24 protein-coding genes and 1 pseudogene are annotated in these 24,410 nt (G+C 49.9%); 10 read left to right on the top strand and 15 right to left on the bottom strand.

The window, feature by feature from the left end:
• Position 1: 1 nt before the first annotated feature.
• The 5 genes from Q0577_RS16075 to Q0577_RS16055 all read right to left on the bottom strand — a co-directional run bounded on the left by Q0577_RS16075 (position 2) and on the right by Q0577_RS16055 (position 7,085).
• Positions 2-3,550 (bottom strand): SusC/RagA family TonB-linked outer membrane protein, encoded by a 3,549-nt coding sequence (locus tag Q0577_RS16075; protein ID WP_298737978.1) that lies wholly within the window; start codon positions 3,548-3,550, stop codon positions 2-4.
• Between the two features lie 168 nt (positions 3,551-3,718).
• Entirely contained in the window at positions 3,719-4,855 is a 1,137-nt protein-coding gene (locus Q0577_RS16070) for a FecR family protein (protein ID WP_298737976.1), read from the bottom strand.
• 82 nt (positions 4,856-4,937) lie between these two features.
• Entirely contained in the window at positions 4,938-5,528 is a 591-nt protein-coding gene (locus Q0577_RS16065) for an RNA polymerase sigma-70 factor (RefSeq protein WP_298737974.1), read from the bottom strand.
• 110 nt (positions 5,529-5,638) lie between these two features.
• Positions 5,639-6,622 carry a thioredoxin-disulfide reductase gene (gene trxB / locus Q0577_RS16060; protein WP_298737972.1) on the bottom strand — a complete coding sequence of 328 codons (984 nt, stop codon included), beginning with the start codon at positions 6,620-6,622 and terminating at the stop codon, positions 5,639-5,641.
• A 22-nt stretch (positions 6,623-6,644) separates the two neighbouring features.
• Positions 6,645-7,085, bottom strand: a complete 441-nt coding sequence (locus Q0577_RS16055; protein ID WP_298737970.1) for an OsmC family peroxiredoxin — start codon at positions 7,083-7,085, stop codon at positions 6,645-6,647.
• Between the two features lie 164 nt (positions 7,086-7,249).
• Between Q0577_RS16055 and Q0577_RS16050 the strand changes: the two genes are divergently transcribed.
• Entirely contained in the window at positions 7,250-7,981 is a 732-nt protein-coding gene (locus tag Q0577_RS16050) for an alpha/beta hydrolase (RefSeq protein ID WP_298737968.1), read from the top strand.
• Between the two features lie 28 nt (positions 7,982-8,009).
• On the opposite strand, the gene Q0577_RS16045 is transcribed toward Q0577_RS16050, so the two are convergent.
• Positions 8,010-9,293 carry a serine hydrolase domain-containing protein gene (locus Q0577_RS16045; RefSeq protein WP_298737966.1) on the bottom strand — a complete coding sequence of 428 codons (1,284 nt, stop codon included), beginning with the start codon at positions 9,291-9,293 and terminating at the stop codon, positions 8,010-8,012.
• A gap of 158 nt (positions 9,294-9,451) precedes the next feature.
• Between Q0577_RS16045 and Q0577_RS16040 the strand changes: the two genes are divergently transcribed.
• Both Q0577_RS16040 and Q0577_RS27240 read left to right on the top strand, forming a co-directional pair.
• Entirely contained in the window at positions 9,452-10,444 is a 993-nt protein-coding gene (locus Q0577_RS16040; RefSeq protein ID WP_298737964.1) for an SDR family oxidoreductase, read from the top strand.
• 135 nt (positions 10,445-10,579) lie between these two features.
• Positions 10,580-10,669 (top strand): annotated as a pseudogene (locus Q0577_RS27240) (hypothetical protein); the annotation flags it as partial.
• A 47-nt stretch (positions 10,670-10,716) separates the two neighbouring features.
• On the opposite strand, the gene Q0577_RS16035 reads toward Q0577_RS27240, so the two are convergent.
• Complete coding sequence (locus tag Q0577_RS16035) at positions 10,717-11,679, bottom strand: glycoside hydrolase family 43 protein (protein WP_298737963.1); 963 nt, start codon at positions 11,677-11,679, stop codon at positions 10,717-10,719.
• Between the two features lie 83 nt (positions 11,680-11,762).
• Between Q0577_RS16035 and Q0577_RS16030 the strand changes: the two genes are divergently transcribed.
• Positions 11,763-12,719, top strand: coding sequence for a TlpA disulfide reductase family protein (locus Q0577_RS16030; RefSeq protein WP_298737961.1), 957 nt, complete (start codon positions 11,763-11,765; stop codon positions 12,717-12,719).
• A gap of 63 nt (positions 12,720-12,782) precedes the next feature.
• Positions 12,783-13,799 (top strand): LLM class flavin-dependent oxidoreductase, encoded by a 1,017-nt coding sequence (locus Q0577_RS16025; protein ID WP_298737959.1) that lies wholly within the window; start codon positions 12,783-12,785, stop codon positions 13,797-13,799.
• Positions 13,800-13,805: 6 nt separating this feature from the next.
• Here Q0577_RS16025 and Q0577_RS16020 read toward each other — a convergent pair whose 3' ends face one another.
• The 6 genes from Q0577_RS16020 to Q0577_RS15995 all read right to left on the bottom strand — a co-directional run bounded on the left by Q0577_RS16020 (position 13,806) and on the right by Q0577_RS15995 (position 19,575).
• The gene (locus tag Q0577_RS16020) at positions 13,806-14,387 is read right to left on the bottom strand and encodes a Crp/Fnr family transcriptional regulator (protein ID WP_298737957.1); all 582 of its coding nucleotides are present in this window, start codon (positions 14,385-14,387) and stop codon (positions 13,806-13,808) included.
• A gap of 107 nt (positions 14,388-14,494) precedes the next feature.
• Positions 14,495-15,661, bottom strand: coding sequence for a fumarylacetoacetate hydrolase family protein (locus Q0577_RS16015; RefSeq protein ID WP_298737956.1), 1,167 nt, complete (start codon positions 15,659-15,661; stop codon positions 14,495-14,497).
• 22 nt (positions 15,662-15,683) lie between these two features.
• Entirely contained in the window at positions 15,684-16,601 is a 918-nt protein-coding gene (locus Q0577_RS16010) for a DUF6268 family outer membrane beta-barrel protein (RefSeq protein WP_298737955.1), read from the bottom strand.
• A 216-nt stretch (positions 16,602-16,817) separates the two neighbouring features.
• Positions 16,818-17,741, bottom strand: coding sequence for a helix-turn-helix transcriptional regulator (locus tag Q0577_RS16005; RefSeq protein ID WP_298737954.1), 924 nt, complete (start codon positions 17,739-17,741; stop codon positions 16,818-16,820).
• Between the two features lie 118 nt (positions 17,742-17,859).
• Complete coding sequence (locus tag Q0577_RS16000; protein WP_298737953.1) at positions 17,860-18,684, bottom strand: type 1 glutamine amidotransferase domain-containing protein; 825 nt, start codon at positions 18,682-18,684, stop codon at positions 17,860-17,862.
• A gap of 54 nt (positions 18,685-18,738) precedes the next feature.
• A complete protein-coding gene (locus tag Q0577_RS15995; protein ID WP_298737951.1) occupies positions 18,739-19,575 on the bottom strand; it encodes an SDR family NAD(P)-dependent oxidoreductase in 837 nt (278 codons plus the stop codon).
• A gap of 186 nt (positions 19,576-19,761) precedes the next feature.
• Here Q0577_RS15995 and Q0577_RS15990 point away from each other — a divergent pair, with 186 nt between their 5' ends.
• Both Q0577_RS15990 and Q0577_RS15985 read left to right on the top strand, forming a co-directional pair.
• Entirely contained in the window at positions 19,762-19,953 is a 192-nt protein-coding gene (locus Q0577_RS15990) for a hypothetical protein (RefSeq protein WP_298737949.1), read from the top strand.
• A gap of 94 nt (positions 19,954-20,047) precedes the next feature.
• Positions 20,048-20,632, top strand: coding sequence for an MCP four helix bundle domain-containing protein (locus Q0577_RS15985; RefSeq protein WP_298737947.1), 585 nt, complete (start codon positions 20,048-20,050; stop codon positions 20,630-20,632).
• A gap of 9 nt (positions 20,633-20,641) precedes the next feature.
• Here the strand turns inward: Q0577_RS15985 and Q0577_RS15980 are convergent, their stop codons facing one another.
• Together Q0577_RS15980 and Q0577_RS15975 are read right to left on the bottom strand one after the other, a co-directional pair.
• Positions 20,642-21,316, bottom strand: a complete 675-nt coding sequence (locus Q0577_RS15980; RefSeq protein ID WP_298737945.1) for a hypothetical protein — start codon at positions 21,314-21,316, stop codon at positions 20,642-20,644.
• A 168-nt stretch (positions 21,317-21,484) separates the two neighbouring features.
• Entirely contained in the window at positions 21,485-22,084 is a 600-nt protein-coding gene (locus Q0577_RS15975) for a short chain dehydrogenase (RefSeq protein WP_298737943.1), read from the bottom strand.
• 110 nt (positions 22,085-22,194) lie between these two features.
• On the opposite strand from Q0577_RS15975, the gene Q0577_RS15970 reads away from it, so the two are divergent.
• The 3 genes from Q0577_RS15970 (at position 22,195) to Q0577_RS15960 (ending at position 24,376) form a co-directional block, all read left to right on the top strand.
• A complete protein-coding gene (locus Q0577_RS15970) occupies positions 22,195-22,548 on the top strand; it encodes a helix-turn-helix domain-containing protein (RefSeq protein ID WP_298737942.1) in 354 nt (117 codons plus the stop codon).
• 99 nt (positions 22,549-22,647) lie between these two features.
• Positions 22,648-23,448 carry an SDR family oxidoreductase gene (locus tag Q0577_RS15965; RefSeq protein ID WP_298737941.1) on the top strand — a complete coding sequence of 267 codons (801 nt, stop codon included), beginning with the start codon at positions 22,648-22,650 and terminating at the stop codon, positions 23,446-23,448.
• A 10-nt stretch (positions 23,449-23,458) separates the two neighbouring features.
• Positions 23,459-24,376 (top strand): helix-turn-helix domain-containing protein, encoded by a 918-nt coding sequence (locus Q0577_RS15960; protein ID WP_298737939.1) that lies wholly within the window; start codon positions 23,459-23,461, stop codon positions 24,374-24,376.
• The last annotated feature ends 34 nt before the right edge of the window (positions 24,377-24,410 follow it).

The raw sequence follows: 24,410 nt of genomic DNA, 5'->3' as shown, positions 1-24,410 counted from the left end.
TTTAGAAGTTGGTAAAAATGGCGAGCGTGTACGTGGGCGTGATATACGCCTTCTGGAAGCTTTCTGTTGCCGGACTGTAATTATACCGGTTAAAACCATGCGTCCACAGGTTAGAACCCTGCAGCTTTACCTCCACATGTGAGAACCCTGATCTTTTAACAAATTTCCAGTCGTCAAAGCTGTAAGAAAGGGTTACGTCCGCCAGGGTAATGTAATCACCGTTCACCACGTATTTGTCGGAGAAATTATAGGCGTTGGCTGCGTTGGAATTTCCATTTGAATAAAGCGCTTCCAGCGCCGGGATATCCGTATAATTTTCATCACCCGGCTTTCTCCAGTAATTACCCGCACCCTCTAAAGGCCGCAGGGCAGAGGGGTCAGGCCGCGGTATCCGCACCTTAAAGCCGCCGTAATAGTTGACCATTACAAACACATAGCATTTCCCGATGTCGAAACGGTTGCTCAATCCCGCATTGATGGTGGGAATGGCGGAACCTACATAGCGCGTTACGCCGGAGGTATCACTGTTAAGGCTCATGGATTGCTGTGATCCGGTGGAGCTGTCATCCGTTTCGTAAACCTTTCCCTGTTCATTTTTCACCAGCGGGAAACCGGCACTGCTCAGGCCTGCATCACGATAGGCAAACAGGCCGCCAACCGGGTAGCCTTTTACGTAGCCCAGCACGTTCAACGTTTGCGGATTGTAAACGCCCTGCTGGTAAACATCCAGTACTTTACTGGTGTTGCGGGCTAGCACCAGCCCGGTATTCCAGTTGAAATCCCTGCGGGCAATCCAGTCTGCATGCAGGCTCAGCTCAATACCTTTGTTGTTGATGGTTGCCTTGTTGATGATGGAAGGACTGAGCCCGATAGTAGGATCAATCAAAGAGTTGCCCAGCAGGTCTGAGCTTTTCTTGAAATAATAGTCAAGAGTGCCGGAAATGTGCTTAAAGATCCGGTAGTCCAGTCCCACGTTGAAATTTTTAGTCTGCTCCCATCGCAGGCTGCTGTTGGCGTAAGACAGCAGCGTAAGGGCGGTGCTGGTGGGCAGGGTGGCCATGTTCAGCGTATATTGTGCAATGGCCTGCGGCAATGATAATTTTGCCACGTTGCCATTAAAACCGTAGGCAGCGCGCAGCTTCAGTTCGTCTACCCAGTATGCCTGCCGCATAAACTGCTCCCGGTTGATATTCCAGGCCGCACCTACTGACCATAAAGGTTTGTATTTATATTTTGGATTGGTACCGAAAAGATTGGACTGATCGATCCTAACGCTGCCGCTAAGAGAGTAGGTATCGTCGTAGGAATACACCGCGTTTGCAAAGCCAGACAGGAACCTGTCTTCAGTGTACGTCTGGTTGAAAAGGGAGTTGTAGGCATTATAAAAGGGCGAAGATGTAATAAAGACGCCCCTGATGATGCCATTGGTAATACCGGCGTAATCCACGGGTTGCTGCAGCAGGGTTTCATCACTGTAACCAAAATAAGAGGCCAGGCTGCTTTTGCTCACTACATTCCTTAACTCCGTACCCAGGATACCGTTAAATGAATGATGCGTGCCGAACCGTTTGTTATAGTTCAGCTGCGTACGGGCCGTATAGCTGTAAGTATGGCTTGTTTCCTGGTTCAGGTAACCGCCTTGCGGAATGTTGTATTTGAGCGTTCCATCCGGGTTGACACTGGTGTATTGGGCAACGTACACCCTTGCCTGGGAAGACGATTCCGATGCATAGTGCCGGAACTCCGTACGTGAATTCTCATAGATTCCGCCGAACAGCAGGCTGAATCCTTTTCCAATGTTATAATTAAAGTTGGCGGTGAAGTGGTTGTTGACGGTCCTGGTCTTATCACTGATCTGGTCTACATCCACCAGTGGATAGTAAAGCACATCCGGCAAACCTCTTTGCTTCAGGGAGTTATTGTAGAAGGGGTTGATCTCAGACCCGGAACTGGCAAAAACAGGCTGACCGTTTACATCCTGCAGGTGCTCGTAAGGAAAAAGGTCTGACAGGCTGGGTACGGGTGCGCCGTTGGTGCGCAGCTCCTGGTAGTCGGTGATGAGCTCCAGCGATAACCTGGACGATAATTTCAGGTTCGACCTGCCGGAAAGCAGCCACCTGTTGTTATTGTTATTACGTGCAGTCAGGCGGTTGCCGGTGTAATTTGCGGTAATGTAATACAATGCATTTTCATTACCGCCGGAGGCGCTGAGATTATATGTCTGGGTGATGGCAGCCCGTTGCAATAATTTACTGTATTCATCCCGGTTGTCGTATGACTGTAATGCGGCATAGGAGCTGGCAAACTGCGCTGGTGTGATCACCTTTGCTGCCGATTGCGCCAGCAGGTAATACACCGGTGAATAAGACTGGCTGTAGCCGCTGCCGATGGCGGCTAACTGGTACCAGCTGTCCGGGTTTACGCTGGCAGAATAAATACTTTTTTCAAAATCTGCATATACTGCTGCACCGTCATCCGCATAACGGTAACGGTGATAGTTTTCCTTGGGCCTGATACCAAGTGTTGTACGAAAAGCGAATTTGGGTTTCCCCGCAGTGGCCTGTTTGCGTTCAATTACAATTACGCCGTTAGACGCCCGTACGCCATACACGGTGGCGGCAGCCGCATCTTTCAGGATGGTGACGCTTTTGATCTCGTTCGGATCGATCATATCAATCGTGAGCTCAGTGGGATAGCCATCCAGCACGATCAGCGGGTTCTGGTTGGCCGACATGGTAGATATACCACGGATGTTGAACAGGCTCCTGGAGGTGGAACCCGTGCTGCCCGGTGTTGTGCTGGTAAAAGAAACGTTGTTGTTGATCAGCAGGCCGGGCAGGCGGTTGGCTAAACCATCCAGGAAATTGCTGCTTACCCTGGATTCATAGGCCTTTGTGCTGATCTGCGCCACGGCGCCGGTGCTCTGCTCCGGTTTGATGCGCTGGTAACCGGTGTTGACCGTTACCGCTACCTTGTCCAGTGTGTTGATAGCCACCTCCATCCGGATGGTGCCCAGGTCTGCTGCTGCGCTGAGCTCCCTGGTTTTATAACCGATGAAGCTCACCAGCAGAGGGGCATTTTCTTCTACGCCATTCAGCCTGAAGGAGCCGTCTGCCGCTGTACTGGTACCTTTCCAGCTGCCTTTCACCAGTACGGTGGCGCCTGAAAGGGGCGTGCCCGCATCCGCATCTGTTACACGGCCCGTTACATCGATCGTGGCAGACAAGCCGGGTTGCCTGGACGGCTGCGTTGGCGGCGTCTTGGGCGTCACCACAACCGATTTATCCTCTATGCTGAAGTTCAGCGGCTGGTTGGCGAAGATCGTTTTAAGAACGGTGTTCAGGTCTGCATCGCGCACGTCTATCGTTACAGGCCGGGCGCTTTTCAGTAGAGAGGTGGTATAGAGAAAATCGTAGCCTGTTTGCGCGCTCACCTTATTAAAGACCTGGTCAAGCGGTAAGTTCTTTTCTTTAAGCGTGACTTTCTGTGCAAAGGCGACGGCGCCAGACAGCAAAATAATGGCGGTCAGCAAAAGTACGTTTAACTTCATTTTCAAAAGCGTTTTACGTGTACAGCCATGCGGCTGTACAGAGATTCTGGCGTAATGTCTGTACATGTTGTGAAGCATAGGTTTAGACGTGGCACCCTTGCATTCTCCGGAAAATAGTGGTGCAACGCGTTCCTTGAATAATTTAAAAGATGAGCGGAAGCAGCAGCGCTACTGCATGACTATTACCTTCCTGCCCTCGATCTGAAATTGTACTGCCCCTGTTTTTTCAAGCATTCTTAAGACTTGGCTGATATTCTTATACCGGGAAATTTTCCCATTAAATCCTTCTTCAGATACCGGTCCTTTAAAAGAGACCTCTATGTCGTACCAGCGCGAAAGTTTACGCATGATACTGCCGATCTTTTCATCATTGAAACGGAAATAGCCGTTCTTCCAGGCCACGGCCTCTTCGGTATTGGCGCTGGTGACCGTTAAACGCTGGCTGCCCAATACCGCCTGCTCACCGGGTTTGATGGTGCTGCTGTTACCGGCGGCGCTCACTCTTACCGCTCCTTCCAAAAGGGTGGTTCTTACCACTTCTTCATCGGCATAGGCATTCACATTGAAATGCGTTCCCAGCACTTCCACCAGCTGCCGCTCATTTGCTACCAGGAAGGGCTTTGCGGGATTGCGGGCCACTTCAAAATACACCTCACCGCTGATCTCCACTTTCCTTTCAGCGCCGCTGAAGGTAGTGGGAAACCGGATGGAAGAACCTGCGTTCAGCCATACTTCGGTTCCGTCTGACAGGGTGAGGTGGTATTGTCCGCCCAAAGGAGTGCTTACCGTGTTAAAAGCCACCAGGGAGGATCCGGATGCGGGGTCCTTCGTGGCCTCATACCCGATATTACCGTCAGATTTTTTGGTGATGCTGGCATTACCCTGTACGGCTAAACGGCCGTTTTGGGCATTGTCGAGTAAGATCTTTTCGCCATTGGCCAATGTGAGAACGGCTTTGTTGCTGCCCGGGGCAAGGTCCTGGGCCAGGGTTTCCACTGCCGGTTGTACATCGCCTCTTTTAGCGAGGAAATACCCGCCAATCCCCAGCGCCAGCAGTATAACGGCTGCTGCCGCCACGCGCGGCCACCTGGACAACCTGCTGCGGCCAATATGGCCCCTTTCTGCGATCTGCGCATACAATCGCCGCTCCATCGCTTCCCGCGACTCGCCCGACCTTATTTCCAGGGAATTGTCGGCATCATTGTACCACTGTTCAAATTCTTCCCTTTCTTCGGCAGTAATAGTACCTTCCTGCCATTTCCTGGCAAGCTGGTTCATTCTTTCCTGGCTGTTTGATGGGTGCATAGCAGGCGCTTTTATAGATAGCCACATGAAAATGGGCATACCCTACCTTTTTTGAAAAAAATATTTTCAGGGGGGGAGCTGCTCAGGGTTTTACCCGCGGCAGCAGCAGTAATGCCAGGGTTAACATGGGCCCAAAACGGGATTTGAGCAGTTTTAAGGCGCGGGTAACCTGTTTTTCAACCGCCTTCTCGGAAATATGCAGCTGTTCGGCTATTTTCTTGTTGGTATAGTCTGTTCTGCGGCTCATGCGGAAAACCAGCTGGCATTTCGGGGGCAGGGTACTGATGGTGGCTTCCAGCTGTTTTTGCAGCTGCTCCAGGTCAAAAGCGGGGAGCAGGGGGGCCTGGTGGCCGGGAGTTTCCTTTGCAAAGGCATGATCTCTTTCCTGTTCCCTGGATCGTTTCGCTAAACGGTTGATGACCTCAAATTTGACGGCAACGGCAAAATAATGCTCGAAATTCACTTTCAGCTCAAAGCTTTCCCTGCGTTTCCAGAGATGGAGAAATATGTCCTGTACTACGTCTTCCGCCTCATCAATATTGCCTAAACGCCTGCCTGCGAGCGCCAGCAGTTTGTCCCAGTATTGCTGATAGACCGCCTTGAACGCAGCTTCGTCACCCTCCCTTAAAAGGGCGGCCAGATCCTGATCGCTAAGCTTGAGATAAGAGGTCATCTTAAAACGAAAGTAGCAATTTAAGCTGACAGTTTTTAACTCTATCAAAGCGTAAAAGCCGTACCATTAAATGATACGGCTTTTTACCTGACTATATATAAACACCCGCCTTAACTGGCGGGCTGAAGGTTGTTAACTGTAAATGAAAGGCCGGCTGCCTGCCCGCTGAGAAAACGTTCTGCATCCAGGGCTGCCATACAACCGGTTCCGGCTGCGGTAATGGCCTGGCGGTACACCCGGTCCTGGGCATCGCCACAGCAAAACACCCCCGGGAGGTTGGTAGCGGTGGATCCCGGTGCGGTTTTGATATACCCCGTTTCGTCCATGTCTATGGCGCCGCGGAATATCTCCGTATTGGGCTGGTGACCAATGGCCACGAAAAGGCCGCTCACCTCGAGGCTGGACTCCTGCTGTTGTTGATGGTTGTATATTCTGAGGCCGGTCATGCTGCGGCCATCGCCCAGCACCTCCAGCGTTTCGGTATTATAGCGCACTTCGATATTGGGAGTGCTGCGCACACGGTCTGCCATCAGTTTGGATGCGCGGAATTCATCGCGCCTCACCAGCATATATACCTTGTTCGCCAGCTTTGACAGGTAGGTGGCTTCTTCCGCTGCTGTATCACCCGCGCCCACCAGCGCCACATCTTTCCCGCGGAAGAAGAAGCCGTCGCATACTGCGCATGCAGAAACGCCGGCGCCATTGTACCTGGCTTCTGACTCTAATCCCAGCCATTTTGCAGAAGCGCCCGTAGAGATGATAATGCTGTCGGCAAGTATGGTTTCCCGCTCGTCGACAGTCACCTCGTAAGGATACCGGCTGAAATCCACACTGCTCACATAACCGTACCGGATTTCCGTACCCAGGCGGAGGGCCTGACTGCGAAAGTCTTCCATCATGTCCGGACCGAGGATGCCCTGTGGGTAGCCGGGGAAGTTCTCTACTTCGGTGGTTTTTGTTAATTGTCCCCCGGGCTCTATGCCTGTATACATCACCGGCGCAAGTCCGGCGCGCGACGCGTAGATGGCGGCTGTATACCCGGCAGGGCCTGATCCGATGATCAGGCACCTGGTATGTGCTGTTTCCGTTAACATGGTTCTACATTTTAAATTACGCTCAGCTTACTACAGCATGTGCTTCATAATTCACATTCAGGCTGATCTCCACACTGGCCAGCGCTTTAGACAGCAGGCAGTTTAGTTTGGCATCAGCAGCGTATTCCAGGAACGCTTCGGCAGACAGGCCTTCAATGTGTGCGGCGTTCAACGTCAGTTCAATACCGGTGATCCCGCCTTTAGCCAGGTCGGCATTAACGGTAGCGGTGGTTTCCAGCGCTCCGGGTTTCAGTCCTGCCTTTGAAAGGGCATAAGCCAGCGCCATTGTAAAGCAGCCTGCATGCGCAGCCGCCAGCAGTTCTTCCGGGTTGGTACCAATTACATCGCCAAAACGGGTGTTGAATGAGTATTGTGTTTTATTCAGTACAAGACTGTCTGTAGTTAATTCGCCATGACCTGTACTCAGGTCGCCATTCCAAAGGGCTTTTGATGATCTTTTCATTTTGTTTGTGTTTTTGTTGATGTAAAGGTGCGATGAAATAGGTTATCAGATTTTCACTTAAGTTAAATAGAGGGGAAGAGGTAGCGGTTGGAAGCTTTTTGTTATGTATTCTGCAAATTTTTACCTATGTTGGAAATGTTAATCACACTCAAACTAACCTATTGATGATGGCTAAAAAATGGACTATTCGAAAGATCATAAGGATTATCTGGATATCCGGCGGACTGTCCTTTATGGCCTGGTTAATCTACTCTTACCAGGCACATGGTGTTGACCCGGCATTTTTGAAAAGTAATAAATCGGTTGAAGTAAAGGAGAACAGTGATTTCTATTCATTTACCCCATCTGCCGCGTTTAAGAATGTTTTAATCTTTTACCCCGGCGCGATGGTAGATCCGGAAGCATATGTGCCGCTTTGCAGAAAGATCGCGGATAAGGGCACAGCGGTATATTTGATAAAAATGCCCTGGCGGCTGGCCACTAAAGGTTATAACAAACCCAAAGGGTTACAGCTGTTCAGAGACACAGGTAAAACTTATATCCTGGCAGGGCATTCACAGGGAGCAAAGATGGCCGCACAATTCGTTTATGAAAACCCTGCACTGATAAACAAGCTGATACTGATTGCCAGTACCCATCCCCGGGATATCTCATTAGCTGGCAGCAAACTACCTGTCATGAAAATATATGGTGCAAGGGATGGGGTGGCAGACGAGAAATCTGTACTGGATAATAAACCAAAGCTTCCGCCGGCGACGAAGTTTGTACGGATAGCGGGCGCCAATCATTCCCAGTTCGCTTATTACGGTTTTCAGTTTGGCGATAACAGCGCAACCATCAGCAGAGAACAACAACAGGATGAAACTTTGAAGGCTATCATGGGATTCATTATGTAGTAATATCGAAGATAAGTTTTGTGAATGTTTATTGCTTTGCCGTGTTCTTCGGTTCATATTCCCCGTACACCGCATCACGAAAACGCTTATGCAGTTTCACCTTATCAAAAGGCATCAGCTGCGTAAACAGCACTGCTGTCAGATCATTCTTAGGATCCACCCAGAATAAGGTACTTGCCGCGCCATCCCAGAAAAATTCACCCACTATACCATTATTCTCATCTTTAGTCATGGGCGGCTGCGTGCGTACCGCGAAATCAATTCCAAAACCCACACGGCCCTTACTGGGCAGCCACATGCGGTTTGAAATAGTATCCGGCAGCTGGTTGGTGGCCATCAGCGCAACCGTCTCCGGTTTCAGTATCTGTACATTACCTGCACGGCCTTTATTCACCAGCATCTGTGCAAATTTCATATAATCGTCCAGGGTAGAGGTCAGTCCCCAGCCGCCCGGTGTTAAGGCATGCGCTTTGGTATGCATAAAATTGGCGCGTTCATCGGGCATGCGGGTAAGTGTACCATCTTCGCTGCGGTTGTACAGCGCTGCCAGTCTTTTTTGGTCGCTTTCAGGTATCACATACCGGGTATTTGTCATTTTCAGCGGATCAAAAATGGTTTCCTTCAGGTATTGATCAAAAGGTTTACCGGAAAGCTTTTCTACCAGGTATGCCTGTACGTCTACTGAAACGCCATATGCCCATTCATCACCGGGGTGGAACTGCAGTGGAAGGCTGGCCAGCTTTTTCGCCATTTCAGCAAGTGTATTGTCGGGGTTCATCGGCTGCACCTTTTGTATGGCGGCGCCCAGAGCGGGGTGATTATCCACCGCAAATCCAGCAGTATGGCGGGTAAGATCGCGGATGGTGATGGGCCTTTTGGCAGGTTCCAGTATGAAATTACCATTGGCATCCGTACCCCTGTACACTTTCATATCCGCAAATTCAGGCGCATACTTTGACAGGGGATCATCGAGCTGAAAAGCGCCTTTTTCATACAGCGTCATCAGCGCTACACCGGTCACCGGCTTGGTCATGGAGTAAATGCGCACAATGGTATTGCGGTCCATCGGTACCCGGTTCTCACGGTCGGCAAAGCCATAGGCGTTATAAAACACTTCCTTGCCCTTCTCAAATACCAGGGCCGATAACCCCACGGTTTTGTTAGAATCGATAAAGCTTTTTAAGGTGGCGTCAATACGGGTTTTAACGCTGGCGTTGACAATTGCCTCCGGGGCATGCTTTGGATGCAACAGCTGGTAGGCACTCAGTACAAGGAGACCGGGTAATAATACGGCAAGCATGATCTTTTTCATACGTGGAACGGTTTAGTCTTTTAAATGGCTGTCTGAATGTAAAGATTTTTGGGGAGAAGACACAACCGTTCGTCAATAACCGGGCTAAACATCTTTCAGCCTCTAATTTCAGCATACTGAACAATGCTTATTGGCGCATCTTTTGATCCTGCTTTATCATGAATAACAGTATCCCCGGAAAAGTAGTTGTGATAACAGGCGCTTCAAGCGGGGCAGGCCGCTGTACCGCCCTAGAGCTTGCCCGTAATGGCGCCTGCGTGGTGCTCGCATCGCGCAATGAGCAGGCGCTCCGGCAGGTAGCGGATGAATGCAGGGATCTTGGCGCGGAAGCGCTGGTAGTACCCACTGATGTAACTGATTACGCAGCCATGCAACAGCTGGCGGTAACATCATTTGCATGGAAAAGCAGGATAGACGTATGGTTTAATAATGCCGGCGTGCTTGCTGCGGGCCCCTTTGAGCAAACGCCCTGGGCCATACATGAAAAGGTGATCAGCACTAACCTGCTGGGCTATATGAGAGGGGCATACGCAGTGCTGCCCTACTTTAAGCAGCAGAAAACCGGTACGCTCATTAACAATATCTCCATCGGCGGATATGTACCGGTGCCTTTTGGCGAAGCCTACAGCGCCAGTAAATTTGCATTGAGAGGATTTTTCGAGGCATTAAAAGGTGAACTGACCGGTTGGCCCCGTATACATGTGGTGGATCTTTTTCCTCCTTTCTTAGACACCCCGGGCATATTGCATGCCGGTAACTATACCGGGAAAGTGTTAAAACCTGCACCACCGGTATATGATCCCATGATCGTGGCCAATGCTGTTAAGGCATCCATACTGCGCCCGATGCCTGTCAGGTATCCCGGCGGAGCGGCTGCCATACTGTTCAGGCTGGGACACTCCCTTGCGCCGGAAACAATGATGAAGCTTACCGGTCTGCTGATGAAGGGATACTTTAAAGTGGCCCGGACAGCGGCAGACACAGACGGTAACCTGTTCAGCACTGTTCACTACGCCATGGGCGTCAGGCAAAATTCCCCCGCACGGATCAGGCCCGGCGCGTCACGAATATTGAACATTGCAGCAGCTGCAGCTGTTACCGGATTAACGGTACTCTTTTTAAGAAAACAGCTGCGCCATCCCGGTAAGTGAATAGCGAACAGGTGGCGCCGCAATTGCAGCATCACTGTATTCACTTCGATTTGTGCTCCATGTATAAAAGAAATGCATTTACCATCAATAAGCCCGTTTTCTTTGTATCATTTGCATTGGTGATGTTAAGGCCTCATGCTATGCCTGGTCTTCAGGGAATCGGCGGATGAGTGGTTCGCACGTGCGCAGAACTTCATAACGGAAAATCTTGGCTGGTTTTTGATCCTGGCGGTCAACTTCATCGTGATCTTCTGCCTGTGTGTGGCCTTTTATCAATCCGTACCCAGGAACTTAAATGATCCTTGTTCTACTTCCAGCACATCCGCTCCGCCTTTCACCGGCTTAAACCTTAGCTTCACCATCGCAGTAGCCCGGGGCGATACCTTGTTGTCTGAATGATGCGTGTGCAACACGTAATACAGCTGCCCTTTTTTATCTGCAAACACATCACCATGCCCGGTTCCGTTATGCCCCACCGTATGCCGGCTGATAACCGGGTTGCCGGTATATTTCTTCCAGGGACCTGCAGGAGAGGGCGCGGTGGCATATCCTACCGCGTAATCCTTATTCCGGAAATCATTGGAGGAATAGATCAGGTAATACGTATCCTTATGTTTTAACACCGTCGGACCTTCTGCTACCGGCCATTTGGCATTCGCCGTGTTCTCCCATCCTTCACTGCTCGATATACATTCTTTTTCAGTACCGGGAATAATATCTGACAGATCCGGTTTCATCTCCGTTACAAAAATGCGATTGCCATCCTGCAGCTTCACGTGGTAGAGATAAACCTTCCCCTTGTCAAAGAAGATGAACGGATCTATCTGCTTGCCGCTTCCGCTTAAAGGAACCAATGCGTTCTGCCTGAAAGGACCCGCGGGACCCGCCGCTTTGGCAATCGCGATCTGTTCGTTGGCCGTATAAGCCATGTAATAGCTGCCTTTGTAAGTAAACACCTGCGGCGCCCAGAACCCTTTATCACCAAACGTTTCGCCGCGTTTCAGCGCCAGCTGCCCTGCGCTGTCTTTCGACTGCTGCCAGCTTTCCAGGTCTGTAGAGGTGTATACCGGGAAGCCCTGGTTGCTGCCGGTGCCATAGAGATAATACTTTCCTTTATCAGGGAAGATGGTAGGGTCAGCCAGAAAAATGGAAGCCTGTTGTGCAGTGCTGTTCAGGCCATATGTCAGGCCTGCTGCAGTGAGTGCCACGTGGAAGATCGTCTTTAGAGAAGCCATAGCGGCTAATATACACAATTTCTTTTAGCGTAACGAAAACGGGCAATTGAACTAGTTGATAATAAGTATTACCTTTTCATACTATGAAAAGAAGATCATTCATCCTGTTGTTAGCCTTCGCAATGGCGGGGCGTACCTATGCACAGCAACCCGAGATCAGGGTAGCGTTGAAGACAGTTCCCGGGACGGGTCCGGGATCACCCCGGTTAAGCCCCGCAATGCTATACGGGTCCTATAGTTTTAACTTCGACTCCGCACGCAGCTTTAAAGGCATCCCCGCAACGCTGGCCAACCCCGTGATCAAAGAGCTGGATTTTCAGCCGCAGCAGGGAATGTATGAACTATACCAGCGACTGAACGGGCGGATGTCGCCGGAAACAATTGTGAATGAGCTCAGCAAATCCAGCACGGATACATTGTCCCTGAGTGCCCATCCCATCAGGCATATCGTATTTATCCTGTCCGGCTTTGCGGCAAACGGCAAAAGAGTATTGATAACAGATGCAAACAATAACCTTGACTTCGGCGACGATCAGCCCATCACTTATGGTGGGGAGATCGTGTTTAAAAATGCAGGGAAAGGAGCGTCCGTCACGGGCAGTCAGCCGGGTGAAGATGCTTATCCCTTTGCAGGAAAAACCATCGATGGGCAACCCTTTGCGCTCAATACGCTGCGCGGCAGGTATGTATTGCTCGATTTCTGGGGCTCCTGGTGTAATCCCTGTATAAGCGCTATACCAGACCTGGTGCAACTGGATCGGCAGTACCATGATATCCTTTCCATTGTGAATATTGCATATGATGAGCAAAAGAACATTCCCCGGCTGCAGCAACTCATTAAAACGCATCACATGCAATGGACGCACCTCTTTGAAGACATGAAGGATAATTATGGAACTTCCATCATCAAAAGATTCAAAGTAGAAGCATATCCCACACAGATCCTGATCGATCCAGCAGGAAAGATCCTGCTGCGTACAAGCGGAGCCGGTAAGATCAGCCAGGTGGAAGCCCTGTTGAAAGCAGCTTCCAGGCCTTAACCGCTTACCTTTTGGTAACCCATCCGCATTGAGCCCTGTTAAATCTCATCTTTGTGCTCAATTATGGAAATAGGTATTGACAGCTTTGCTTCAGTAGATCTGAACGATGATAAGAACGCTATATCGGCACACCAGGCCATTGCACAATTGCTGGACAGGATCATTCTGGCAGACACGGTAGGACTGGATGTTTTCGGCATTGGGGAACACCACCGGAAAGAGTTCCTGGATTCGGCTCCCGGCTTGATCCTGGCGGCAGCCGCCAGCCGCACAAAGAACATCCGGCTGACAAGCGCCGTCACGGTTTTAAGCACGGCAGACCCCGTGCGGGTATTCCAGGAGTTTGCTACGCTTGACCTGATCTCCAACGGCCGGGCAGAGATAGTAGCCGGCAGAGGATCCGCTACAGAGGCATTTCCCCTGTTTGGTTTCAGCCTGGATGATTATGATGCGCTGTTTACAGAGAAATTAAACTTACTGCTCCGGCTCAGGGACGAAGAATATATTAACTGGTCGGGCAGGTACCGCCCCGCGCTGATCAACCAGCCGGTATACCCGCGCCCCGTGCAGGATAAGCTGCCCGTGTGGCTGGGCGTAGGAGGCACTCCCGGCTCATTTGCCCGTGCAGGAAAACTAGGCCTTCCGCTCATGGTGGCCATCATAGGAGGGGAGACGCATCGTTTCCGCCCGCTGATAGACCTGTACAGGGAATCCGGACTCAAAGCAGGATTTCCGGCAGCACAACTGAAAGTGGGCGTCCATTTACCGGGATATGTAGCCAGCAGCAACGCAAAGGCAATGGAGGAATATTATCCCGGCTATGCGCGCATTATGACAAAATTTGGTAAAGAACGTGGCTGGCCGCCCGTGACCAGGTCCCAGTTTGAACGGTCCGTTGATTTGCAGGGCGCCCTGCTGGTAGGCGGTCCGGAACATGTAGCAGAAAAGATCGCTTATATCAACAATGCATTGGGAGGTATTACGAGAGTGACTTTCCAGATGGACAATGCCAGCTTACCGGCGGAGCAATTGATGGAATCCATATCCCTGATCGGTACGGAAGTGAAGAAACATTTTTAGATCGTCCTAACCTTTCTTTCTCAGCCTGCTCAGGTGCTCCGGTGTTAATCCTAAATAGGAGGCTATATAATACTGGGGCACCTGCTGGATAATGTCCGGGTAAGTGGCCACAAAATCACGGTACTGTTCCTCGTGGGTGGATGCGATGATCTTCTTCCGTTTTTCTTCTGCATTACAGAACACTTTCTCTATGATCAGCCGCCCGAATCGCTCCCAGATCTTGTATTGGTCATATAAGGCATTGATCGCGTCTTTCTGCAGGATGAGCACCTCCGCATCTGTCAGCGCCTCTATATACTGGCGGGAAGGCGCCTGCATAATAAAGCTTTGATAGTCGCTGGTAAATTGATTGGCGCCCATAAAATCTACGGTCACCTCTTTATCGTACAGGTAGTTATACTCCCGTAACACGCCGGAGTTGATAAAGGCAATAAACGTGCATACCTGTCCTGCTTTTAACAGCAGGTCTTTTTTCTTCAAGGTCTTTGGATGCAGGATGTTGGCCAGCGCTTCCCATTCTTCTTCATTGGGCTGTACTATTTTCCTGACAAACGCTTCTATTTTTGAAAGAGGCCCGGGATCTGTCATCAGCATTCTTTTAAAGTGCATCTGTATGCCTGGGCCCTACACCAGCCGCAAGCTTTGCATAAATGTACTTAAAAATCTACATCGGACAGCACAGCGGGCCTCTTCGTTTATTCCTCAACGCTGGTCTTTATTGTTCCCAGGAAGCTGATCCTGCTTTCCACCAGGTCACCTGGTTTAAGATAGCCCTGGTGGTTCATTTGTTTTTTCAGATATTGTTGCAGCACGTAAGGATGCATTTTTTCCCGGAAGAACTTACCGGTAAAAAGGTATTTGGTGACCGCGCCAAAAATGAAACCTGTTGACGGGGCATTAAAGACTACGCCCGCTGGTGTTCCCGTGATGATAATGCTATTGGGCGGAATGCAGTTCCCTTCAAACAGGGGCACATTTTTATCCTGGTAAACATATCTCTTTTCACCTTTGACAGCCAGTGATTGTTCAATGATCTTATCGATGTTCCAGACCATATCTCTGGCGTTTCCTTTTTGGCGTAGCTGCCCGTTCACCTGCAGTTCCAGCTGTAGTTCCTGCACAAAGGCCCGCCAATCCCTGGGCACCACCATATAGGGGCCCGTTGGCAGGAATCCTTGCTTGCTTTTGGCGTCCGGAAAGCCTTTGCCGCCCGTAACGTTTTTACTGTCCATTTTACGCAGCAGGGTAGCCCTGTCTGTAAAATCATTCACCACCAGGAACCCAACCAAAATATGATCCAGGTCTGCGGGCGAACAGACTGCCGAGGGAAACACAAGGCCCAGTTCCACTTCATGATCCAGCAGCCAGCCCTGGGTGTATGGCAGGTGATGGATGGCCGGATCGGTATCCACATACTTGGGAAACATAAAAGGCTTCACCTGCCCGGTTTCCTTGCCGTGATCGGCATAGTTGATCCCAATGGCCAGGTGCGCATTACCAGCCACACCGGGTAAGAGATCCTGGTACTTTGCCGTAACTGTATGCGTGATGCTATGCACAGCTTTTACAACATCGTCATATGTGAGGTCTTGTATCACCTCAAATGTATTTTCCGCATAGCGGTTTAATGCTGCACTAAGGTCTACCCCTGTTACGCTTTCGCCATTATCGTTCAGCACTGCCATGATATGTACCTGGTCGTCTTGGCGGAACCTGCTGAAGGTAAGGGCTTCTGTTACCGGCTTTATCATATGCTCGGTATGCTGCAAACGGTCTTTCCAGCTGATGGCCGCGGCAACAACCTGGATATGTAATAAAGTAAGGAAGCCGGTGGCTGCCAGGTTGATCAATATACTGCTCATGTAATGATTGTTTTGTTAACGTCTATCGTTTGCCCGGAACAATTCTGTAACTCAGCCCTATTTTGAAAGAAAGGCCGCTGGATACCTCCGGGTTGAGCGGATCTTTGCGGTCGCCCAGCTCAAGGAAATCAACAAAGCCGTCTGTCTTGTCATCTTTGTTATAGATCTCCATATTCCTGATCAGCGTATATGCCGCAGTAGCGCGTACTGCCCATCTGGGGCTGACATAGTATTCTGCAAACAGCCCCGGGTTCACGGTATTGTATTCAAAGTACCGTTCCTGGTTCTTTAGCCGGTAGCTGGTCTGCTGTACAAACAGGTTAAAACCGGTATTCACTTTTTCGTTCACTGCATAGCTGATGGTGGTACTGCTGGGCAGATCGCCGAATATCCGCCATTTGTCATTGAGCTGCCAGTCAAGCCCCACCAGTATGATATACTGCGGGCCATAGAACTGGCTTCTGTAGCCAAGAATGGCTCGCCAGCTGAGTTCATCGCTTACCTTCCAGTTGCCCCTTACAATGGCGCCGAATTTAATATCAGCGCCTTTCACGTCTTTATAGTCGCTGTTCAGGAAAGGGGTCAGTAAGGCTGTCAGGTTGAAATTGCGGCTTAGCATAGTGCTGTAACCTACAGTGGGGGAAATGCTGTATACGGTCTTTACCTCGAATGCGGGGTGTGTGCCTGAGAAATTAAAGGCTTCCAGGTTGGCGCCCACCAGCAGGTACTTTGATTTGTCGGGACGGAGAAATATGGGGGTGGTGCTGGATACTTTAAAGTTGTTGCCGCTGAAGGTCTGATCGCCACCATGTGCTTTGATCTTCATCGGCATATGTTCATAGCTTATATTGACTCCTTCAATATAACCCTGGGCAAAACTGCATACGGGTAATAGTATGAACAGCAGCCTGATGGCTGTAGATTTCCTGTTAGGTCGCATTTGTTGATGTTTTAGTTCGTTTAGGTTTTCCGCGGAACATCACAAATGTATCTGACCCTGCCAGGGAGATCATTGATATTTATCAATATCTGTGTGGAGAGGTAAACAAAATTGCCGCATCAGGATCAGTAGTGGATAGATAATCCTGGTGCGGCAATAATAAGCGTGATATGCTGATATAAAAGCGTTGGAGATGTCGTTGCAGCAGTCGCTCCATCAGTTAAAACTACTCCTGAAAGCATTAGGCGACAGGTTGGTTTTCGCTTTGAACAACTTGGTAAAAGATGCCGGGTGTTCAAAACCCAGTTCATAAGCGATTTCGCTGATGGAGAGGGTAGTGGTAGACAGCTTTTCCTTGGCCTTTTCAATCAGCTTGTTGTGAATATGCTGCTGGGTACTATGTCCCGTAAGCACGGTCAGCATGCTGCTGAGATAGTTGGGAGAGAGGTTCAGCTGGCCGGCGATCTGCTGCACGGTGGGCAGGCCATGCTGCAGCAGCCTGGTTTCCTGCATGGATGCAGTAAGCACTTCTTCCAGCTGTTGCAGGATCTGGTGATTGGGAATTTTCCTGGTCACAAACTGCCGCTCATAAAAACGCTTGGTATAGTTGAGCAGCACCTCGATCTGTGATATGATAATATCCTGGCTGAACTTGTCGATGTTCGATTCATACTCGCGCTGGATATTCTTCAGCACATCAACGATGATCGTTTCCTCTTTTTCAGACAGGAACAGCGCTTCATTAATGGCATAGCCAAAGAAATCATATTGTTTGATCGTTTTTGCAAGTGATGTGTTCCACAGGAAATCCGGGTGGATCAGCAGCAACCAGCCGGAAGGCTTTTGACCGTCATCGTTGGGTGTAATTTCGATATGCACCAGTTGATTGGGCGCCACGAAAGACATCAGCCCTTCGTCAAAATCATATACCTGTTGCCCGTACCTGAATTTGCCGCTGATATTCCGTTTTAAACCCACGGAGTAGAAGTTCTGCAGCCAGCGGATCTCCTTTTCGTCCGTCTGGTAAGCTACCTGGCCATAATCCACCAGGCTGATCTGCGGGTGCTGAGGGGCGGGCAGGCCGCTCATTTTGTGAAACTCGCTGATGGTATTGAAGGTATAAACCTGTTTGCTTTTCATGGTCATTAAAGTTAAGAAAGAAATGGGGCTTTTATCCCTGTAATCACTAATGGGCCACAATGTCAGAAAGCATGAAGTATAACCTTCATGCTCCTGTGAACATTGCCTTGCATGGTCCTTACTTTATCGCTTCGAGAACGGCGTCTGCCATCGGTTCTGAAGAAGCGGGGTTTTGTCCACTGATCATATTCCTGTCACGCACTACAAATGCTCCCCAGTTCTTTTCACCTCTCTCATATTTAGCGCCGCATTCCCTTAACCTGGAGGCTAAAAGCCAGGGTGCGTTGGAGGCGGTGCCAAATTCAACCTCTTCTTCGTCGCTGAAGGCGGTTAAAGTACGCCCTTTGAACAGCCATTTACCCTTAGTGTCCATGGCGCTCAGCAGGGCGGCCTGGCCGTGACATACGGTGCCGATCACCTTATTAGCTTTATCCGCAGCAACGAGCAGGCGGCCCATGTCCTTGTCCTGGTACAGGTCCACAACGGGCCCGTGACCGCCGGGAATTACCACGGCTTCATAATTGGCAATGCTCGCTTTGGCCAGGGATACCGGATGTGTCAGATCACTGTCGATGCTTTTGAGATATGCCGCAAAAGCAACCGCTTTTTCCTCGCCTACTACCTTGGGATCCAGGCTGTGCGGATCTGCCGTTGGTTTTTTACCACCGGGTGTTGCCAGTTCCACTGTATAACCTGCGTCTACAAACCTTTTGTGGATCACTACGAATTCTTCCGTCCAATAACCCGTAGGGTAGTCCGAGCCATCTGCTCTTTTCCAGTTATCCGCCGCCGAAAGGACGATCAGTATTTTCTTGCCCTGGTGATTGTTTGATGTGGTTTCCACGGTAGTCTGTGCGTTGGTAGCTGTGGTCATGCCGCCCAGGAGCGCCAGCATAAGCACCAGCTGTTTAGTGACAGACTTGGTCAAATGTTTGAGATTCATTTTTATAAACTATTTAGTTGTGAATAATGCCTAAAGATTAATAATGAGTAATGCTTAGTAGTCAGTTGACTTGCTTAAGGCTTCGTTGGTGGCCAGATCACTCTGTACTCCCTGGATCTTGGCACCGGCTAAGTTGAAGGAATCTGAACCCATGAAGAAATGCAGCGGTGCGTTTTCGCTTTCAGCCAACTGGATAAATGCCAGGGCTGCTTTTGCGGGATCACCGGGCTGGTTGCCGGGAATGTCGTGCTGGTGTACATGTTCCAGGTCGCGTGCTTCCTTGTAATCAGCAATCGGGCTTTCAGCCAGGCGCAGAGAACCTTGTAAGAGGAAATTGGTTTTGAAGTAACCGGGGTATACGATGGTGGCTTTAACACCCAGTGATTTTACTTCTGCAGCCAGGGCTTCCGTTAAACCTGCTACTGCAAATTTTGTGGCATTGTAGATACCCCAGCCAGGGAAACCACCCAGGAATCCGGCGATAGAAGAGATGTTAATGATATGACCGGATTTTTTTGCACGGAGATGCGGCATAGCAGCCCGGATCACGTTCAGCGTACCGAATACATTGGCGTCAAAGTTCTCACGGGATTCTTTGTCTGTCAGCTCTTCCAGGGTACCCAGCTGGCCGTATCCTGCGTTGTTCACTACTACGTCTATACCGCCAAACTGTTCAATGGTTTTGGCGATTGCGCTTTTCACGCTCGCTTCGTCAACAATGTCAACGCCCAGGGGCAGGAAGTTGACAGCGGTGCCCAGGGATTCCTGCAGTTGTTCCTGTTTGCGGGAAGTGGCAGCTACCTTGTAGCCTTTTTCGATCAGTGTTTGAACCAGGGCAAGTCCCAGACCTTTTGATGCGCCGGTTACAAACCATACTTTGTTAGTGTCCATATCCTGTTTTTATTTTAGGTGATCAATTAATTACAATACAAAGGTGCTTCCGTTTGAACTGGCCGAATTGTCCAAATCATTGATTGTTTTTGCCAAATCAACGAAAAGCCGTTTTTTTTGCCATATAGTGGGTATTCGTATATCTTTTCCCTACCGCGCTGGCTACTTTTATCTCTGGTAGATACGATGTTGGAAACCTGCAATGCAGATCCCAGGAACTTTCATTTCGAAAATGATTCCATTACCTTTTTTGACTTTGATATTGTGGGCTACGGCTGGCTGGTGAATGATATCATGACCTTCTGGCAACACCTTGAACTGAACGTGTATACAGGAAGGATGATCAATTCTATACTTATAGCCATCCTTCACAGGTAAAGATCTATGTGGGTATTTTAAAGCATATTGCAGCAAACCGCCGGGAAAGGGCAATTATTCGCTAAAAAGCGATATATTAAGGAAAATGCTGCCCATGAAACGCTTCTTCCAGGTTGGCACCAGGTTTAAGATCTGCTGCGTGTTTATCGTCATAATCGTGCTGGTGCTGCTGAATAATTTAAGGGAGCGGAGAAACATGAGCCGCCTCGATCAGTCTATTTCCTCCATCTATAAAGACCGCCTGCTGCCGGCTACCTACCTGCATCGCATTGCCAATCACCTGTATGAGCAGAAACTGACAGGCGGTGAAGGCCACCTGGCAGCAATAGACAGCCTGGTAACGGTTTACGAAACCACCTACCTGACGCCGGATGAAAAGAAGAAATGGAGCTCCTTTAAAGCGCATCTGTCCGGCTATCGCACGCAGACCGCAAAAGGGGATAGCCTGGGCAGCCAGTCGGAATTCCGTGAAACCATTGCGGATCTCATCGGCCTGAGCAATATACAGATAGGAGAGGGCAAGAACCTTGAAACAGATTCTCATAAAGTGCTGAGCGGCTCTGTACTCAGCTCACAGCTGGAAATGACCTTGCTGATCATACTTGGCCTGCTGGCCACTATACTACTTTTTATGCTGGACACTGCCTTTGGCCCCACCGGGCCGCATAGTCTGAATTGAACGCCATCGCTACCATTCTATTTCATAAAGGGAATTCTCTTCTTCAAATTCCAGTTCAGAAGCGTCACAATGCAGCCTGGCCGCCTCGTTGCTTAGAAACTCCATATAGTTGTCATACGCAGATCCCGGGTACTGCGTCCGTTTCAACAACCTGGGCAGTTTCCTGAAAGACTCTTTCCCGCCACCCAGCAGGAAGTACTCCATATTCACACTTCTCATATATTGATACAGGCAGGGATTGGCGGCATGTATGGCGCCCTCCAGGAAGGGGGCTAAAAGGGTGGCGCCCTGCTGATCATATTCTTCCATGGATTTTTGCAGCCAGTGCTCCAGCATCAGGAAAATGCCCAGCTCCAGTTTGCCGGCTGTCACAAAGTGAGCGTTATACCGGAGCACGACCAGCGAGAAGAGCATATGCGGCCAGGAGATCTCACAACCGAATTGTGGAACGGCTTCACCGGTAAAAAGTGCGGATTCACGGATAAGCCGGCTGCCCTGCAGCGCATGACGGATCTCATAGGCCAGGCCGCTGATGATCTTATCCCTGTTTTTCGAACCGGGAACTGGTTTGAGCTGCTCATTATTCGAGAACCTGCTGATAACGCCATTCAGTATATTCAGGTCATCATAGGTTCCCCAGAGTTCAATACCCAGTCCCCCTTTAGTAGGTATGGTATAGAACATCTAGTAGTTTATGAGTATAGGAGATTGGTCAAATTGCATGTAATTAGCTGATTATGCTGCCAATATATAAAAAAATGTTAAGTATACAAACAATTGATCCCCAAATGACAATGCCAGGCTGCTATGCTTGGCAACCTGGCATTGTCCTGTTATACCCTGTTTAAACGTTTAGCTCAGCAAGCGGTAGGTTTGCCCCGTTTGCGCACCCAGCACACTTCTTACATACGCCAGGGCGATCCGCCGCATAGACACCGGCTCATGCCCGGGGAAGAAAGGAAAATAGGCAGGCGACTCTTCCGCCACACCCGGGCCTACCGCGTTGATCCGTACGCCGTTCTTTAATTCGATGGCCGCCCCGCGCACAAACCCCTCTATGGCGCTGTTCACCGCGCTTAAGGAGGCCGCCATCGGCACCGGGTCTACCCCCAGGCTGCCGGAGGTGAGCGTAAAAGAGCCATTGGGGTTGATATAATGCTGACCTATCAGCACCAGGTTCACCTGCCCCATGAGCTTACTGTTCACGCTTACCCGGAAATCCGCGTCCGTCATTTTTTCCAGTGGACCGAAATGCCCGTCGCCCGCTGCGCAGATCAGCGCATCAAAGGCGCCCACCTTTTCGTACATGGCTTTGATAGCAGCCGGGTCGCCGATGTTTACCTGTACATCACCGCTTTTGCTGCCCGCCTTAATCACCTCGTGCTCTTTTTCCAATGCGCTGGCGATATGTTTGCCGATAGTGCCCGTTGCACCAACAAGTATAATTTTCATGTTTTGAAAGATTTATACTGCAAACTTATCCCAATACTGTACTTTTGTCAAGTAGTCACCAGGATGTCAAGTAATTACCAAATGGTTGTAATTGCCAACCGTATTAAATCATGGAGATCAAAAAAAATCAGCTGAAATATCACAGCGCGGAAGAATGTCCTATCACCGCCACCATTGATGTGATCGGGGGTAAATGGAAGCCGCCCATTATCTGGCTGCTGCTCAAAGGCCCCATGCGCTTCGGGGAATTCAGCAAAGTAATGCCCAGCATTGCGCTCAAGGTGCTCTCCAGATGCCTCAAGGAGCTGGAAGCAGATGGTATTATCATACGCAAAGCCTACCCGGAGATCCCGCCCAGGGTGGAGTACTCATTGAGCGAAAAAGGGGAATCCCTGCGGGAAGTGATGTTTTTATTATCCAACTGGAGCCGCGTACATATCATGCACCAGGCCGCTGCAGAATAGTGCTGCCACCTGCCATTCAGATACAACTACCCGTGATCCGGAAACATACCCATCAGCAATCCAATGCACTTTTGTATTGTAATTGCTAAAGTATACACCATGAACGTAACATTGATCACAGGGGCCTCCGCAGGTATCGGCGAAGCAGCCGCCCACGAATTTGCCGCCAGGCAACATAACCTGCTCCTGGTAGCCAGGAGTGAGCAGAAACTAACTGCGCTGTGCACAGCGCTCAAAAATAAATACAGGATCGAAGCGCAGTACATCGTTGCAGACCTCAGCCAACCTGGCGCGCCACAGGCCATTTTTGAAGCCTGCCGGCAGAAAGGCCTGGAAGTACAGCTGCTCATCAACAACGCCGGTATTGGTTCCAGCGGCGAGTTCTATAAGAATGACCTCAGCGCAGAACTCTCCATGCTGCAATTGAATATATCCAGCCTCGTAGCGCTGACCCATTTGTTCCTGCCTGCGATGATCCAACGCAGAAAAGGGGATATTATTAATGTGGCTTCACTGGCAGCCTATTTCCCATCTCCGTATATGGCTGCATACAGCGCTTCCAAAGCTTTTGTAAAATCTTTTTCACTGTCGCTCTGCGAAGAGTGCAAACCATATGGCGTACAGGTAATGCTTTTCAGCCCGGGCCTCACCATCAGCAATTTTATGAACACTCCTGCCAATGATAATGCCTGGGGAAAAGCCTTAGTAGAAAGGGCCAACACGCAAACCTCAGAACAGGTAGCACACGAGATGGCCGCTGCATGGGAAAAGCATAAAACATTGCATATCTCAGGCAGGAAGAACCGGCTGATGTTGAAAATCGGTAGCTTAGTACCACATAGTTTTGCAGCCAGCTCTTTTGCCAAAGCAAAACGTAAAAGAGTAAACTTCAGTATCTAAATTTACCGGTATGAAGGGAAAGGAAATAAAGGCCATCCATATTGCGTCCATCGCCCAGAGCCACCAGGCCCTGGACATCGGCAAACCAAGGCATCCCTTGTTCAGCATTCTCCGTATTGAAGACCTGGCACAGGTGTCCGTAACGGAAAGAACACGCCTCACCTTTGATTTTTACCAGGTGGTACTGAAGAAGGAATGCCCTACAAAAGTTCAGTACGGGCAAACAATGTATGATTTCGATGAAGGCGTGATGTCTTTCTTTGCCCCCAGGCAGGTAACGATCGTGGACCCGGGCGACCTCTTTCCCAAGACCGGCTGGATACTCAACATTCACCCGGACTTCCTGCGCGCTTACCCGCTGGGACAAAAAATAAAGGAATATGGCTTCTTTGAATATGCCGTGAATGAAGCCCTGATATTGTCAGAAGAAGAACAACAGTCGGTAGAGCATATCTTTCAGCAAATAGAGCAGGAGTATCGCCTGGCCATAGATCATTTCAGCCAGGATGTGCTGATCGCCAACCTGGAGCTGCTGTTCACTTACGCCAACCGTTATTATAACCGGCAGTTCATTGTACGCAAACCCGGCTATCATGGACTGCTGGCTAAGTTGGAAGATCTGCTGAACACTTATTTTGAAACGGAAGTTGTACAAAAGGGATTGCCCACCGTGAGCTACCTCGCCACAACGCTGCACCTATCCCCGAAGTATTTAAGCGATGTGCTCAAACAGCTCACCGGTCTCACCGCCCAGCAGCATATCCACGAAAAGCTGATCGAAAAGGCGAAAGAGAAATTAGCGGCCTCCGGGTTGTCAGTAAGTGAAATTGCGTATGAGCTGGGTTTTGAGCGGCCGCAGTCTTTCAGTAAATTCTTTAAGGAGAAAACCAGTCAAAGCCCCATGGCGTTCAGGGCCCGGTTTAATTAGCGCGTACTTTTCCCCGGCATCCGTTAACCCAATC

Source organism: uncultured Chitinophaga sp., assembly GCF_937898475.1.
Taxonomy (GTDB): Bacteria; Bacteroidota; Bacteroidia; order Chitinophagales; family Chitinophagaceae; genus Chitinophaga.
This window is presented reverse-complemented; position numbering and strand designations above follow the sequence as displayed.

Excerpts from the sequence above, each read along its gene's own strand:
- Q0577_RS16025 (WP_298737959.1), top strand. The coding sequence starts at position 12,783 with ATGGAAATAGGTATTGACAGCTTTGCTTCAGTAGATCTGAACGATGAT.
- Q0577_RS15960 (WP_298737939.1), top strand. The coding sequence starts at position 23,459 with ATGAAGGGAAAGGAAATAAAGGCCATCCATATTGCGTCCATCGCCCAG.
- Q0577_RS16020 (WP_298737957.1), bottom strand. The coding sequence starts at position 14,387 with ATGACAGATCCCGGGCCTCTTTCAAAAATAGAAGCGTTTGTCAGGAAA.
- Q0577_RS15995 (WP_298737951.1), bottom strand. The coding sequence starts at position 19,575 with ATGGACACTAACAAAGTATGGTTTGTAACCGGCGCATCAAAAGGTCTG.
- Q0577_RS15975 (WP_298737943.1), bottom strand. The coding sequence starts at position 22,084 with ATGAAAATTATACTTGTTGGTGCAACGGGCACTATCGGCAAACATATC.
- Q0577_RS15980 (WP_298737945.1), bottom strand. The coding sequence starts at position 21,316 with ATGTTCTATACCATACCTACTAAAGGGGGACTGGGTATTGAACTCTGG.
- trxB (WP_298737972.1), bottom strand. The coding sequence starts at position 6,622 with ATGTTAACGGAAACAGCACATACCAGGTGCCTGATCATCGGATCAGGC.
- Q0577_RS16010 (WP_298737955.1), bottom strand. The coding sequence starts at position 16,601 with ATGCGACCTAACAGGAAATCTACAGCCATCAGGCTGCTGTTCATACTA.
- Q0577_RS16050 (WP_298737968.1), top strand. The coding sequence starts at position 7,250 with ATGATGGCTAAAAAATGGACTATTCGAAAGATCATAAGGATTATCTGG.
- Q0577_RS16035 (WP_298737963.1), bottom strand. The coding sequence starts at position 11,679 with ATGGCTTCTCTAAAGACGATCTTCCACGTGGCACTCACTGCAGCAGGC.
- Q0577_RS16065 (WP_298737974.1), bottom strand. The coding sequence starts at position 5,528 with ATGACCTCTTATCTCAAGCTTAGCGATCAGGATCTGGCCGCCCTTTTA.
- Q0577_RS16070 (WP_298737976.1), bottom strand. The coding sequence starts at position 4,855 with ATGCACCCATCAAACAGCCAGGAAAGAATGAACCAGCTTGCCAGGAAA.
- Q0577_RS16005 (WP_298737954.1), bottom strand. The coding sequence starts at position 17,741 with ATGAAAAGCAAACAGGTTTATACCTTCAATACCATCAGCGAGTTTCAC.
- Q0577_RS15965 (WP_298737941.1), top strand. The coding sequence starts at position 22,648 with ATGAACGTAACATTGATCACAGGGGCCTCCGCAGGTATCGGCGAAGCA.
- Q0577_RS15985 (WP_298737947.1), top strand. The coding sequence starts at position 20,048 with ATGAAACGCTTCTTCCAGGTTGGCACCAGGTTTAAGATCTGCTGCGTG.
- Q0577_RS16055 (WP_298737970.1), bottom strand. The coding sequence starts at position 7,085 with ATGAAAAGATCATCAAAAGCCCTTTGGAATGGCGACCTGAGTACAGGT.
- Q0577_RS16045 (WP_298737966.1), bottom strand. The coding sequence starts at position 9,293 with ATGAAAAAGATCATGCTTGCCGTATTATTACCCGGTCTCCTTGTACTG.
- Q0577_RS16030 (WP_298737961.1), top strand. The coding sequence starts at position 11,763 with ATGAAAAGAAGATCATTCATCCTGTTGTTAGCCTTCGCAATGGCGGGG.
- Q0577_RS16000 (WP_298737953.1), bottom strand. The coding sequence starts at position 18,684 with ATGAATCTCAAACATTTGACCAAGTCTGTCACTAAACAGCTGGTGCTT.
- Q0577_RS15990 (WP_298737949.1), top strand. The coding sequence starts at position 19,762 with ATGTTGGAAACCTGCAATGCAGATCCCAGGAACTTTCATTTCGAAAAT.
- Q0577_RS16040 (WP_298737964.1), top strand. The coding sequence starts at position 9,452 with ATGAATAACAGTATCCCCGGAAAAGTAGTTGTGATAACAGGCGCTTCA.
- Q0577_RS16075 (WP_298737978.1), bottom strand. The coding sequence starts at position 3,550 with ATGAAGTTAAACGTACTTTTGCTGACCGCCATTATTTTGCTGTCTGGC.
- Q0577_RS15970 (WP_298737942.1), top strand. The coding sequence starts at position 22,195 with ATGGAGATCAAAAAAAATCAGCTGAAATATCACAGCGCGGAAGAATGT.
- Q0577_RS16015 (WP_298737956.1), bottom strand. The coding sequence starts at position 15,661 with ATGAGCAGTATATTGATCAACCTGGCAGCCACCGGCTTCCTTACTTTA.